11 protein-coding genes are annotated in these 12,884 nt (G+C 60.6%); all 11 read left to right on the forward strand.

Features of this window, described 5'->3' with window-relative positions; translation table 11 throughout:
* The first annotated feature begins 5 nt into the window (after positions 1-5).
* The 11 genes from serC to PTT45_RS10125 all read left to right on the forward strand — a co-directional run bounded on the left by serC (position 6) and on the right by PTT45_RS10125 (position 12,858).
* Positions 6-1,091, forward strand: coding sequence for a 3-phosphoserine/phosphohydroxythreonine transaminase (gene serC / locus PTT45_RS10075; protein ID WP_273813076.1), 1,086 nt, complete (start codon positions 6-8; stop codon positions 1,089-1,091).
* The gene (gene pheA, locus PTT45_RS10080; protein WP_192316769.1) at positions 1,091-2,188 is read left to right on the forward strand and encodes a prephenate dehydratase; all 1,098 of its coding nucleotides are present in this window, start codon (positions 1,091-1,093) and stop codon (positions 2,186-2,188) included. Before serC ends, pheA begins: the two co-directional genes overlap by 1 nt.
* Positions 2,189-2,214: 26 nt before the next feature.
* On the forward strand, positions 2,215-3,324 hold the full coding sequence (hisC, locus tag PTT45_RS10085; protein WP_273813077.1) for a histidinol-phosphate transaminase: 1,110 nt from the start codon (positions 2,215-2,217) through the stop codon (positions 3,322-3,324).
* A gap of 4 nt (positions 3,325-3,328) precedes the next feature.
* Positions 3,329-5,560 (forward strand): bifunctional prephenate dehydrogenase/3-phosphoshikimate 1-carboxyvinyltransferase, encoded by a 2,232-nt coding sequence (locus tag PTT45_RS10090; protein WP_443218171.1) that lies wholly within the window; start codon positions 3,329-3,331, stop codon positions 5,558-5,560.
* A complete protein-coding gene (cmk, locus tag PTT45_RS10095; protein ID WP_273813079.1) occupies positions 5,557-6,225 on the forward strand; it encodes a (d)CMP kinase in 669 nt (222 codons plus the stop codon). Before PTT45_RS10090 ends, cmk begins: the two co-directional genes overlap by 4 nt.
* Before the next feature lie 146 nt (positions 6,226-6,371).
* The gene (rpsA, locus tag PTT45_RS10100) at positions 6,372-8,051 is read left to right on the forward strand and encodes a 30S ribosomal protein S1 (RefSeq protein WP_043310839.1); all 1,680 of its coding nucleotides are present in this window, start codon (positions 6,372-6,374) and stop codon (positions 8,049-8,051) included.
* 171 nt (positions 8,052-8,222) lie between these two features.
* Complete coding sequence (ihfB, locus tag PTT45_RS10105; RefSeq protein ID WP_021702346.1) at positions 8,223-8,507, forward strand: integration host factor subunit beta; 285 nt, start codon at positions 8,223-8,225, stop codon at positions 8,505-8,507.
* A gap of 33 nt (positions 8,508-8,540) precedes the next feature.
* Positions 8,541-8,789 carry a lipopolysaccharide assembly protein LapA domain-containing protein gene (locus PTT45_RS10110; RefSeq protein WP_273813080.1) on the forward strand — a complete coding sequence of 83 codons (249 nt, stop codon included), beginning with the start codon at positions 8,541-8,543 and terminating at the stop codon, positions 8,787-8,789.
* Between the two features lie 83 nt (positions 8,790-8,872).
* On the forward strand, positions 8,873-9,841 hold the full coding sequence (locus PTT45_RS10115; RefSeq protein WP_273813081.1) for an NAD-dependent epimerase/dehydratase family protein: 969 nt from the start codon (positions 8,873-8,875) through the stop codon (positions 9,839-9,841).
* Positions 9,835-10,845, forward strand: coding sequence for an MraY family glycosyltransferase (locus PTT45_RS10120; protein WP_443218172.1), 1,011 nt, complete (start codon positions 9,835-9,837; stop codon positions 10,843-10,845). Before PTT45_RS10115 ends, PTT45_RS10120 begins: the two co-directional genes overlap by 7 nt.
* Before the next feature lie 18 nt (positions 10,846-10,863).
* Positions 10,864-12,858 carry a polysaccharide biosynthesis protein gene (locus tag PTT45_RS10125; RefSeq protein WP_273813082.1) on the forward strand — a complete coding sequence of 665 codons (1,995 nt, stop codon included), beginning with the start codon at positions 10,864-10,866 and terminating at the stop codon, positions 12,856-12,858.
* The last annotated feature ends 26 nt before the right edge of the window (positions 12,859-12,884 follow it).

Here is a 12,884-nt window from a genome sequence, read left to right on the forward strand (position 1 = left end):
TTGACGTGAGCAAACGCGCCCATAACTTCTGCGCCGGCCCGGCCGCGCTGCCGACCGCCGTACTGCAACGCGCCCAGGCCGAGATGCTCGACTGGCAGGGCAAAGGCCTGTCCGTGATGGAGATGAGCCACCGCAGCGACGAGTACGTGGCCATTGCCGAGAAGGCCGAGCAGGACCTGCGCGACCTGCTGAGCATCCCGAACGACTACAAGGTGCTGTTCCTGCAGGGTGGTGCCAGCCAGCAGTTCGCCGAGATTCCGCTGAACCTGCTGCCGGAAGACGGTACCGCCGACTACATCGAGACCGGCATCTGGTCGAAGAAGGCCATCGAAGAAGCGCGTCGCTACGGCAACGTCAATGTCGCCGCCAGCGCCAAGGGCTACGACTACTTCGCCATCCCCGGGCAGAACGAGTGGCAGCTGTCGAAAGACGCCGCCTACGTGCACTACGCCAGCAACGAGACCATCGGCGGCCTGCAGTTCGACTGGATTCCCGAGGTGGGCGATACCCCGCTGGTGGTGGACATGTCCTCGGACATCCTCTCCCGCGAAGTCGACGTGTCCAAGTTCGGCCTGATCTACGCTGGCGCGCAGAAGAACATCGGCCCGAGCGGCCTGGTTGTTGCCATCGTCCGCGAAGACCTGCTGGGCCGCGCCCGCAGCGTCTGTCCGACCATGCTCAACTACAAGATCGCCGCCGACAACGGCTCCATGTACAACACCCCGGCGACCTACTCCTGGTACCTCTCCGGCCTGGTCTTCGAGTGGCTCAAGGAGCAGGGTGGCGTCGCTGCGATGGAGCAGCGCAACAAGGCCAAGAAGGACCTGCTGTACAAGGCCATCGACGCCAGCGACTTCTACAGCAACCCGATCGCCGCTAACGCCCGTTCCTGGATGAACGTGCCGTTCCGCCTGGCCGACGAGAAGCTGGACAAGGCCTTCCTGGCCGGCGCCGACGCTCGCGGCCTGCTCAATCTGAAAGGCCACCGTTCGGTGGGCGGCATGCGTGCCTCCATCTACAACGCCACCGGCCTGGATGCCGTGGAGGCTCTGGTGGCCTACATGGCCGAGTTCGAGAAGGAGCACGGCTGATGAGCGACGCCGATCAGCTCAAGGCGCTGCGGGTTCGCATCGACAGCCTCGACGAGAAGATCCTCGAGCTGATCAGCGAGCGCGCACGCTGCGCCCAGGACGTGGCGCGGGTGAAGATGGCTTCCCTGCCGGAAGGTGAGAAGCCGGTGTTCTACCGCCCCGAGCGCGAAGCCTGGGTGCTCAAGCACATCATGGAGCTGAACAAGGGGCCGCTGGACAACGAGGAGATGGCGCGGCTGTTCCGCGAGATCATGTCCTCCTGCCTGGCCCTCGAGCAGCCGCTGAAGATCGCCTATCTGGGCCCGGAAGGTACTTTCTCCCAGGCTGCGGCGCTGAAGCACTTCGGCCACGCCGTGATCAGCCAGCCGATGGCGGCGATCGACGAGGTGTTCCGCGAAGTGGCCGCCGGCGCGGTCAACTTCGGCGTGGTGCCGGTGGAGAACTCCACCGAGGGTGCGGTCAACCACACCCTGGACAGCTTCCTCGAGCACGATATGGTCATCTGCGGTGAGGTGGAGCTGCGTATCCACCACCACCTGCTGGTCGGCGAGACAACCAAGACCGACAAGATCACCCGCATCTATTCCCATGCCCAGTCCCTGGCCCAGTGCCGCAAGTGGCTGGATGCGCACTACCCGAACGTCGAGCGCGTGGCTGTTTCCAGCAATGCCGACGCGGCCAAGCGGGTGAAGAGCGAGTGGAACTCGGCGGCGATCGCCGGCGACATGGCGGCCAATCTCTATGGCCTGACCAAGCTGCAGGAAAAGATCGAAGATCGCCCGGACAACTCCACGCGCTTCCTCATCATCGGCAGCCAGGAAGTGCCGCCGACCGGCGACGACAAGACTTCGGTCATCGTCTCCATGCGCAACAAACCGGGTGCCCTGCACGAGCTGCTGGTGCCGTTCCATACCAATGGTATCGACCTGACCCGCATCGAGACCCGTCCGTCGCGCAGCGGCAAGTGGACCTATGTGTTCTTCATCGACTTCATGGGGCACCACCAGGATCCGCTGATCAAGGACGTGCTGGAAAAGATCAACGGCGAAGCCGTCGCCCTGAAAGTGCTGGGTTCCTACCCGAAAGCGGTTCTCTGAGCCGCGTGATTGTCTGAGGAGAGCTCATGAGCTGCGACTTCCTCGCCCTGGCCGTGCCGGGCGTGCAGAAACTCTCGCCCTACGTGCCGGGCAAGCCGGTCGATGAACTGGCCCGCGAGCTGAATCTCGACCCTGCCGGCATCGTCAAGCTGGCCAGCAACGAGAACCCGCTGGGCCCGTCGCCCAAAGCGCTGGAGGCGATCCGCGCCGAACTGGCCGAGCTGACCCGCTACCCGGATGGCAACGGTTTCGAACTGAAGTCCAGGCTGGCCGCGCGCTGTGGCGTGACTGTGGCCCAGGTGACCCTGGGCAACGGCTCCAACGACATCCTCGATCTGGTCGCGCGCGCCTGGCTGGCGCCGGGGCTGAATGCCGTATTCAGCCAGTACGCCTTCGCCGTTTATCCGATTGCTACCCAGGCGGTCGGCGCCCAGGGCAAGGCAGTGCCGGCCAAGGATCATGGGCACGACCTGGAAGCCATGCTGGCGGCCATCGACGCCAATACCCGTGTGGTGTTCATCGCCAACCCGAACAACCCGACCGGCACCTGGTTCGGCCCGGCTGCGCTGGAGTCCTTCCTCGCTCGCGTGCCGGAGAACGTGCTGGTTGTGCTGGACGAGGCCTATATCGAGTACGCCGAGGGTGACGAGCTGCCGGATGGCCTCGATTACCTGGCGCGCTACCCGAACCTGCTGGTCTCGCGCACCTTCTCCAAGGCCTATGGCCTGGCTTCGCTGCGCGTCGGCTATGCGCTGAGCTCGCCGCAGGTGGCGGATACGCTCAATCGCGTGCGCGCGCCGTTCAACGTCAACAGCCTGGCCCTGGCCGCCGCCTGCGCGGCGCTGGACGATGCCGACTATCTGGCTGCCAGTCGCCGTACCAACGATGCCGGCATGGCGCAGCTGGAGGACGGTTTCCGTCGCCTGGGTCTGAGCTGGATTGCTTCCAAGGGCAACTTCATCGCTGTCGACTTCGCGCGTGATGCCGCGCCGATCAATCAGGCGCTGCTGCGCGCTGGGGTAATCGTGCGTCCGGTGGCCGGTTACGGCATGCCGACCTTCCTGCGCGTGTCCATCGGCACCGAGGCGGAGAACGCCCGCTTCCTCGAAGCGCTGGAGCAAGTGCTCCGTGGTTGATGCAATGCCGCTGCAACAAGCTTCGCGCAGACTCGGCCGCCTGGTGGTGGTGGGGCTCGGCCTGATCGGTGGCTCCTTCGCCAAGGGTATGCGCGAGAAGGGGCTGTTCGATGAGGTGGTGGGCGTGGATCTGGATGCCGAGTCACGGCGCCTGGCTGTGGAGCTGGGCGTGGTCGACCGCTGCGAGAGCGAGCTGGCGGCCGCCTGTCAGGGCGCCGCGGTGATCCAGTTGGCGGTGCCTATCCTGGCTATGGAAAAGGTGCTGGCCCAGCTGGCTGCGCTCGATCTGGGCAATGCCGTGCTCACCGATGTGGGTAGCGCCAAGGGCAATGTGGTGCGCGCGGCGCGCCTGGCCTTCGATGGCAAGGTGTCGCGCTTCGTTCCGGGGCATCCCATCGCCGGCTCCGAGCAGAGCGGGGTGGAGGCCTCCAACGCCGGACTGTTCCGTCGCCACAAGGTCATTCTCACGCCGCAGGCCTCTACCGATGCCGAGGCGCTGACGCTGATCGACGGTCTGTGGCGCGCCCTCGGTGCCGACGTAGAGCACATGGAGGTGGAGCACCACGATCAGGTGCTGGCCGCCACCAGCCATCTGCCGCACCTGCTGGCCTTTACCCTGGTCGATTCGCTGGCCAAGCGCAGCGAAAACCTTGAGATATTCCGTTACGCCGCCGGCGGTTTCCGCGACTTCACGCGGATTGCCGGCAGCGACCCGGTGATGTGGCACGACATCTTCCTCGCCAACCGCGAGGCGGTGTTGCGCACCCTCGACGCATTTCGCGACGACCTCGACGCCCTGCGCGGCGCGGTCGACGCTGGGGACGGGCATCAGTTGCTGGGCGTGTTCACCCGCGCCCGGCATGCCCGCGAGCATTTCAGCAAAATCCTGGCCCGCAGGGCCTATGTGGACGCCATGCACTCGAATGATCTGATCTACCTCGCCAATCCTGGTGGCTCTCTCTCCGGCCGCATCCGCGTGCCGGGCGACAAGTCCATCTCGCACCGCTCGATCATGCTCGGCTCGCTGGCCGAAGGCACCACTCAGGTGGAAGGCTTCCTCGAGGGCGAAGACGCCCTGGCCACTCTGCAGGCCTTCCGCGACATGGGCGTGGTGATCGAAGGTCCGCATCACGGCAAGGTGACCATTCACGGCGTGGGTCTGAATGGCCTGAAACCGCCGCCCGGCCCGCTGTACTTGGGTAACTCCGGCACCTCCATGCGCCTGCTCTCCGGCCTGCTGGCTGCGCAGCCGTTCGATACCGTGCTGACCGGCGACGCCTCGCTGTCCAAGCGCCCGATGAACCGCGTGGCCAAGCCGCTGCGCGAGATGGGTGCGGTGATCGAGACCGGCCCGGAAGGCCGTCCGCCGATGCACATCAAGGGCGGCCAGCGTCTGACCGGCATGAGCTACGAGATGCCGATGGCCAGTGCTCAGGTCAAGTCCTGCCTGCTGCTGGCCGGCCTGTACGCCGCCGGCGAGACCTCTGTGACCGAGCCGGCGCCGACCCGCGACCACACTGAACGCATGCTGCGTGGCTTCGGTTACCCGGTGACCGTGGACGGCAACGTTGCTACCGTCGAATCCGGCCACAAGCTCGGCGCCACCCATATCGAAGTGCCGGCGGACATTTCCTCGGCTGCCTTCTTCCTGGTCGCCGCCAGCATCGCTGAGGGCTCCGAGCTGGTGCTGGAGCACGTCGGCATCAACCCGACCCGCACCGGCGTGATCGACATCCTCAAGCTGATGGGGGCCGACCTCACTCTGGAAAACCAGCGTGAAGTCGGCGGTGAGCCGGTTGCGGACATCCGTGTGCGCGCCGCCAAGCTCAAGGGTATCGACATCCCGGAAGATCTGGTGCCGCTGGCCATCGACGAGTTCCCGGTACTGTTCGTCGCTGCCGCCTGCGCCGAAGGGCGCACCGTGCTGCGTGGCGCCGAAGAGCTGCGAGTCAAGGAATCCGATCGCATCCAGGTCATGGCCGATGGGCTGATCGCCCTGGGCGTGAAGGCCGAGCCGACCCCGGACGGCATCATCATCGAGGGCGGTGCTTTTGGTGGTGGCGAGGTGTGGAGCCATGGTGACCACCGCATCGCCATGTCCTTCAGCGTGGCCTCGCTGCGCGCCGGTGCGCCGATCCGTATCCACGATTGCGCCAACGTCGCTACATCCTTCCCCAACTTCCTCGGCCTTGCCGCGCAGGTCGGCATCCGTGTGGCGGAGGAGGGCAAGGCATGAGCGCTGTAGTCATCACCATCGACGGGCCGAGCGGCTCGGGCAAGGGCACCATTGCTGGTCTGCTGGCCAGCAAGCTGGGTTGGAACCTTCTGGACTCGGGCGCCCTCTATCGTCTGCTGGCGTTTGCTGCCGGCAACCACGGCATCGACCTGACCAATGAAGAAGCGCTGAAGGCACTGGCCGCCCATCTGGACGTTCAGTTCATCGACAAGCGCATCATCCTCGAGGGTGACGAAGTCACCGACGCCATCCGTAACGAGCAGGTCGGTGCCGGCGCCTCCATGGTCGCTTCGCTGCCGGCGGTGCGTGAGGCGCTATTGCAGCGCCAGCGCGCTTTTCTCGAGGCGCCGGGCCTGGTGGCCGACGGTCGCGACATGGGAACCGTGGTGTTCCCGGACGCTCCGCTGAAGATCTACCTGACTGCCAGCGCCGAGGAGCGTGCCCGTCGGCGCTATCTTCAGTTGAAAGGAAAAGTTGGAGGTGTTAGCCTGCCGAGTCTGCTAGACGAGATTCGTGCGCGCGATGAGCGTGACATGCAGCGTGCAGTGGCTCCTCTGAAGCCGGCGATCGACGCCATTCAACTGGACTCCACCGAGCTGAGCATTGAGCAGGTAATGGAAAGAATTCTCAGCGAGGTCGCCAATCGCGATCTCGCAGGGCAATGAGCCACGGCTGACTTAAGTCGAAAGGCTCGCAAGGAGGCGTGCGGGAGACCAGTCATAGTCCCGCAGGCCTCTTTTTACATGAACGAACCCACATTGTCTGGAGTGTGGTTTGGGCGAATCCCCGCCCTTGATCAACAGGAATCAACATGAGCGAAAGCTTTGCAGAACTTTTTGAAGAAAGCCTGAAATCCCTCGACATGCAGCCGGGTGCCATCATCACCGGCATCGTGGTCGACATCGACGGTGACTGGGTCACCGTGCATGCCGGCCTGAAGTCTGAGGGCGTCATCCCGCTCGACCAGTTCTTCAACGAACAAGGCGAGCTGACCATCAAGGTCGGTGACGAAGTCCACGTTGCGCTGGACGCAGTGGAAGACGGCTTCGGTGAAACCAAGCTGTCCCGCGAGAAAGCCAAGCGTGCCGAGTCCTGGCTGGTTCTGGAAGCCGCTTTCAATGCTGAGGAAGTGGTCAAGGGCGTTATCAACGGCAAGGTCAAAGGCGGCTTCACCGTTGACGTCAACGGCATCCGCGCGTTCCTGCCGGGCTCCCTGGTCGATGTACGTCCGGTGCGTGATACCACTCACCTGGAAGGCAAAGAGCTGGAGTTCAAGGTCATCAAGCTGGACCAGAAGCGCAACAACGTTGTCGTTTCCCGTCGCAGCGTGCTGGAAGCCGAGAACAGCGCCGAGCGCGAAGCTCTGCTGGAATCCCTGCAGGAAGGCCAGCAGGTCAAAGGTATCGTCAAGAACCTCACCGACTACGGTGCGTTCGTTGACCTGGGCGGCGTAGATGGTCTGCTGCACATCACCGACATGGCCTGGAAGCGCATCAAGCACCCGTCCGAGATCGTCAACGTTGGCGACGAGATCGACGTCAAGGTTCTGAAGTACGACCGCGAGCGCAACCGCGTCTCCCTGGGTCTGAAGCAGCTGGGCGAAGATCCATGGGTCGCCATCAAAGCGCGCTACCCGGAAGGTACTCGTGTTACCGCCAAAGTCACCAACCTGACCGACTACGGCTGCTTCGCCGAGCTGGAAGAAGGCGTGGAAGGTCTGGTGCACGTATCCGAGATGGATTGGACCAACAAGAACATCCACCCGTCCAAAGTCGTTCAGGTTGGCGACGAAGTGGAAGTTCAGGTTCTCGACATCGACGAAGAGCGTCGTCGTATCTCCTTGGGCATCAAGCAGTGCAAGTCGAACCCGTGGGAAGACTTCTCCGGCCAGTTCAACAAGGGCGACAAGATCTCCGGCACCATCAAGTCGATCACCGATTTCGGTATCTTCATTGGTCTGGACGGCGGCATCGACGGTCTGGTTCACCTGTCCGACATCTCCTGGAACGAAGTGGGCGAAGAAGCCGTACGTCGTTTCAAGAAGGGCGACGAGCTGGAAACCGTCATCCTCTCCGTTGATCCGGAGCGCGAGCGCATCTCCCTGGGCATCAAGCAGCTGGAAGACGATCCGTTCTCCAACTACGCCTCCCTGAACGAGAAAGGCACCATCGTGCGCGGTACCGTCAAGGAAGTGGACGCCAAGGGCGCCGTGATCAGCCTGGGTGGCGACATCGAAGGCATCCTGAAAGCTTCCGAAATCAGCCGTGACCGCGTTGAAGACGCCCGTAACGTGCTGAAAGAAGGCGACGAAGTCGAAGCCAAGATCATCAGCATCGACCGCAAGTCCCGCGTTATCAGCCTGTCCGTCAAGTCCAAAGACGTCGAAGACGAAAAGGACGCGATGAAAGAGCTGCGTAACAAGCAGGAAGCCGAAACCACTGGTCCGACCACCATCGGTGATCTGATCCGTGCTCAGATGAACCAGAACTAAGTTCAGGTGCTTCTGGAAAAAGGGCGACTTCGGTCGCCCTTTTTCATTTGTGCCGTGCGATGTCTTCGTCGCGGCATTTCCCCTCTTGACATTCGGGCTATCCAAACATTGGCAGGCGTGCTAAAAACACCCTACTAGATGATCTAGCCGCTTGAAAAAGAAGGGAAAACCATGACCAAGTCGGAGTTGATCGAGCGTATTGTCAATCACCAGGGGCTACTGTCTTCGAAGGACGTGGAACTGGCGATCAAGACCATGCTGGAGCAGATGTCCCAGGCTCTGGCTACTGGTGATCGCATCGAAATTCGCGGCTTTGGTAGTTTTTCCCTGCACTATCGTGCACCCCGCGTGGGGCGTAATCCTAAAACCGGTGAGTCCGTGCGCCTGGATGGCAAGTTCGTGCCGCACTTCAAGCCTGGTAAGGAGTTACGTGATCGCGTCAATGAGGATGAGTGAGCCGTTCTCGGTGCGATTCGCAAGGAGCTAAATATGCTGAATGGCATTAGACGCCTAATTTGGCTTGGAGCTCTCGTGCTGGTCGGCATGATTATTCTGGCCCTCATGCTGCAGAACCCCCAGCGTTCCCAATTTCATTTCCTGTTCTGGGTTACCCCGGAGCTGCCGTTTTCCATTTTTCTGATCATGGCCTTTGTGCTTGGCTTGCTGGGCGCATTACTGCTCAGCCTTTGGGCCTCAGCTCGCAGAGCTATTGGGATTAAAGCTAACAAGGCTGATTGAGTTTTTATGAATTGCTGTGCCTTGTGGCTGGTTTCTGAGTGGCGAAAAGATCGATTTGCTGTACTGCCGTGGAGTGCACGTCCATGATGCGTGTGCTGGTGACGGGGGCCTCCGGGTTTATCGGTGGGGCATTGCTTCGGCGCCTTGCCGCTGAGCCTGCCATTCAAGTGGTTGCAGGTGTGCGGCGCCAGTCGCCCGGGCTTGGTGACGGCCACTATGACTTCCTCGAGATGGGCAATATCGAGGATGCGCTGATCGAGCCTAAGCAGTTGCAAGGGGTGTGCGCGGTCATACATACGGCAGCGCGAGTTCATGTGATGCATGAGCAGTCCCAAGATCCGCTGGCCGAGTTTCGCCGGGTGAATGTTGACGGTACCTTGACTCTCGCTCGTGCGGCTGCGACTGCAGGCGTGCGACGTTTCGTGTTTCTTAGCTCTATCAAGGTCAATGGCGAATCGAGCCTGCCTGGCTCGCCTTTTCACGCAGATGCATTGCCGGCACCTACGGACCCCTATGGCGTATCGAAGTACGAGGCCGAGCAGGGGCTTCGCCAGATTGCTCGTGAAACTGGCATGGAGGTAGTGATAGTTCGTCCTCCGCTGGTCTACGGCCCTGGGGTGCGCGCCAACTTTCTCAGCATGATGCGATGGCTGCAGCGTGGTATCCCTCTGCCGCTCGGGCGCATCGACAATCGGCGCAGCCTGGTAGCCCTAGACAATCTGGTCGATCTGCTGGTGTGTTGTATCAGACATCCCGCAGCGGCTAACCAGATTTTTCTCGTTAGCGATGGCGAGGATTTATCTACCAGCGAGCTGCTGCGTCGCCTGGGTTTTGCGCTGAATCGACCGGCTCGCCTCTGCGGTTGGGCGTCCCCTTTACTGCGGATGCTGCTGCGAGTTACGAGGCGTGATGCCCTGATACTGCGGCTGTACGGTTCCTTGCAGGTCGATATCGAGAAAAACCGAATGCTACTGGCCTGGACGCCACCTATCAGTAATCAAGAGGCTTTGCGCATTACTGCTGAGGATTTTCTAAGGAGGGAAAGATGCTGACTCTGGCCTGGCTTCTGCCCGCCGTTTTGCTGCTTTCATGGGCTGTGACAGGTGGTCTGCGGCAGTATGCGCTCCATCGCAATCTCCTGGATGTGCCTAATCAGCGCAGCTCCCATAGTGTGCCCACCCCGCGAGGCGGAGGCATGGCTATCGTGCTGAGCTTCCTGCTGGCGCTACTGGTGCTGTGGCTATGCGAATGGATCTCTGCGTCTCTGGCGGTCGCCCTGCTTGGGGCCGGATTGCTTGTGGCCCTGATTGGGTTTCTTGATGACCATGGGCACGTCCCCGCTCGCTGGCGTTTACTCATCCATTTTGTCGCCGCTATTTGGGGACTCTACTGGCTGGGAGGCGCGCCCGCTGTAGTCGTTGGTGATACGAATATAGAGCTGGATTGGTTGGGGGTTGTTCTTGGCACCTTTTACCTAGTCTGGCTACTCAATCTCTATAATTTCATGGATGGTATCGACGGCATCGCGGGCATCGAAGCGGTTACCACCTGCCTGTCTGTGGTGTTGATTTGTGTTTTGATGGGCCGTTGGCAGGTAGCGTTGATGCCGGCTGTGCTCGGTTTGGCTTCGCTGGGGTTTCTACTGTGGAATTTCCCGCCTGCGAAAATTTTTATGGGCGATGCTGGCAGTGGCTTCCTCGGGCTGATGCTGGGCATGCTCTCTTTGCATATGGCTTGGGTGGAACCCCAGCTTTTTGTTTCTTGGCTGATATTGCTAGGCGTTTTTCTGGTTGATGCTAGTGTCACCTTGGTTCGCAGGCTGCTGCGTGGCGAAAAGATCTATCAGGCACACCGCAGCCATGCTTATCAATATGCCTCGAGAAGGTATGGCCGGCACCTACCGGTTACCCTGGCTGTAGCAGCTATAAATTTATTCTGGCTGGCCCCGCTGGCTGTCTGGGCTGCATTTCATGGGAACGATTGGCTGGTGCTTTCATTGGCGTATGTGCCGCTAGTTCTTTTGGCTCTGAAATTCCGAGCCGGCCAATCTGATTGAAACAAGGGCATGAGGCCTATGAATATTCGTTCCTGGCTGGTTAGTTGGCCGCGTAGATATAAGCGATTGCTGCAGGTTGGGGCTGACGTTCTGATTTGCTGGGGTGCGCTATGGCTGGCCTTCTGGGTTCGCTTGGGGTCGGACAAGCTGATCAATCCCTTCGGCGATTATCTGTGGCTGTTTGTATCGGCTCCTCTTATCGCCATCCCCGTCTATATTCGCGCCGGCATGTACCGAGCAGTGTTGCGTTATCTGGGTAATGATGCCCTGGTAACTATTTTTAAAGCGGTGACTTTCTCCGCGTTGCTACTGGCCTTGGTGGTGTATTGGCATAAAGGTGCGGCTGTAGTCGTCCCGCGCTCCTTGGTGTTCAATTACTGGTGGCTGAGTCTGGTGTTGGCTGGTGGTCTCCGCCTGCTGATGCGCCAGTATTTTATGGGCGACTGGTTCAATGTCCGTGCCGCTATCAATCTGTCTAGCAAGGACGATTCATTGCCTCGCGTTGCCGTCTATGGGGCTGGTACCGCGGGTAATCAGCTGGTGGCCGCGTTACGCATGGGGCGCTCAATGCGGCCAGTGGCGTTCATCGATGACGACGACAGCATTGCCACCCGTGTCATTGCCGGGCTGAAGGTTTACAAGCCCAAGCATATCTCCCAGTTGATCAATGAGACCGGGGCTCAGGAAATTCTCCTGGCAATACCATCCGCCAGTCGCGCCCGTCGTAAAGAGATCTTGCATCACCTTGAGCCCTTTCCCCTTCATATTCGCTCAGTCCCCGACATCATGGACTTGGCCAGTGGCCGGGTTCGTGTCGATGATATTCAAGAGGTCGATATCGCTGACTTGCTGGGGCGAGATGCGGTGCCGCCTCAGGCTGAACTGTTTGAGCGCTGCATCCGCGACAAGGTAGTGATGGTGACCGGGGCTGGTGGCTCGATAGGCTCTGAACTATGCCGTCAACTGGTTGGCAGCCAGCCTAGAACCCTAGTGTTGTTCGAACACGCCGAGTTCAACCTCTACAGCATTCATCTCGAGCTGGAGGCAATCGTTCGGCGGGAATCTTTGCCCATTCGCCTGGTGCCCATACTCGGCTCGGTGCGCTCGCAAGAGCACTTGCTGGAGGTGATGCGAGCCTGGGGTGTAAACACTGTCTATCACGCTGCTGCGTACAAGCATGTACCGATGGTCGAGCACAATATTGCAGAGGGTGTGCGCAATAACGTATTTGGAACCTTGAGTGCCGCACAGGCTGCGCTCAAGGCCGGCGTTGATCACTTTGTGCTGATCTCCACCGATAAGGCCGTTCGCCCCACGAATATCATGGGAAGCACCAAGCGGCTGGCAGAGTTGGTGTTGCAGGCACTGAGCCTGGAGGCTGCCCCTGTTTTGTTCAGCGATACGGGCGGAGTGCACCAGGTCAACAAGACACACTTCACCATGGTGCGTTTCGGCAACGTGCTGGGTTCTTCCGGCTCGGTAATTCCGTTGTTCCGTGAGCAGATCCGGCGTGGTGGGCCGGTGACCGTAACCCATCCATCTATCACGCGTTATTTCATGACCATTTCCGAGGCCGCGCAGCTCGTGATCCAGGCTGGTGCCATGGGGCAGGGTGGTGATGTGTTTGTCTTGGACATGGGGCAGCCAGTCAAGATCCTCGAGTTGGCCGAGAAGATGATCCATCTTTCTGGCCTGAACATTCGCTCCGAGCGTAACCCGCAAGGAGATATCGATATTCAGTTCACCGGTTTGCGGCCGGGTGAAAAGCTCTATGAGGAGTTGCTGATCGGCGACAACGTCAGCCCAACTGGCCACCCGATGATCATGTGCGCCAATGAGGAGCACCTGCCTTGGGACAGCATGAAGTTGATTCTCGACGAGATGCTGCTTGCATTGGTCAAGGATGATTACGATCGAGTTCGGCAACTACTGCGTGAGACGGTCAGTGGATACTCTCCAGAAGGAGAGATAGTCGACTGGATACATGTGCAGCGTCGCACAGAACCTAAGTAGTGGCCGTTTGACAGCCCTGGGATGAT

The organism is Pseudomonas sp. Gutcm_11s, assembly GCF_028649395.1.
In the GTDB taxonomy this organism is placed as follows: Bacteria; Pseudomonadota; Gammaproteobacteria; order Pseudomonadales; family Pseudomonadaceae; genus Aquipseudomonas.

What these genes read in the sequence shown, in the direction of transcription:
- pheA (WP_192316769.1), top strand. Translation starts at nt 1,091, where the DNA reads ATGAGCGACGCCGATCAGCTCAAGGCGCTGCGGGTTCGCATCGACAGC.
- hisC (WP_273813077.1), top strand. Translation starts at nt 2,215, where the DNA reads ATGAGCTGCGACTTCCTCGCCCTGGCCGTGCCGGGCGTGCAGAAACTC.
- PTT45_RS10090 (WP_443218171.1), top strand. Translation starts at nt 3,329, where the DNA reads ATGCCGCTGCAACAAGCTTCGCGCAGACTCGGCCGCCTGGTGGTGGTG.
- cmk (WP_273813079.1), top strand. Translation starts at nt 5,557, where the DNA reads ATGAGCGCTGTAGTCATCACCATCGACGGGCCGAGCGGCTCGGGCAAG.
- rpsA (WP_043310839.1), top strand. Translation starts at nt 6,372, where the DNA reads ATGAGCGAAAGCTTTGCAGAACTTTTTGAAGAAAGCCTGAAATCCCTC.
- ihfB (WP_021702346.1), top strand. Translation starts at nt 8,223, where the DNA reads ATGACCAAGTCGGAGTTGATCGAGCGTATTGTCAATCACCAGGGGCTA.
- PTT45_RS10110 (WP_273813080.1), top strand. Translation starts at nt 8,541, where the DNA reads ATGCTGAATGGCATTAGACGCCTAATTTGGCTTGGAGCTCTCGTGCTG.
- PTT45_RS10115 (WP_273813081.1), top strand. Translation starts at nt 8,873, where the DNA reads ATGATGCGTGTGCTGGTGACGGGGGCCTCCGGGTTTATCGGTGGGGCA.
- PTT45_RS10120 (WP_443218172.1), top strand. Translation starts at nt 9,835, where the DNA reads ATGCTGACTCTGGCCTGGCTTCTGCCCGCCGTTTTGCTGCTTTCATGG.
- PTT45_RS10125 (WP_273813082.1), top strand. Translation starts at nt 10,864, where the DNA reads ATGAATATTCGTTCCTGGCTGGTTAGTTGGCCGCGTAGATATAAGCGA.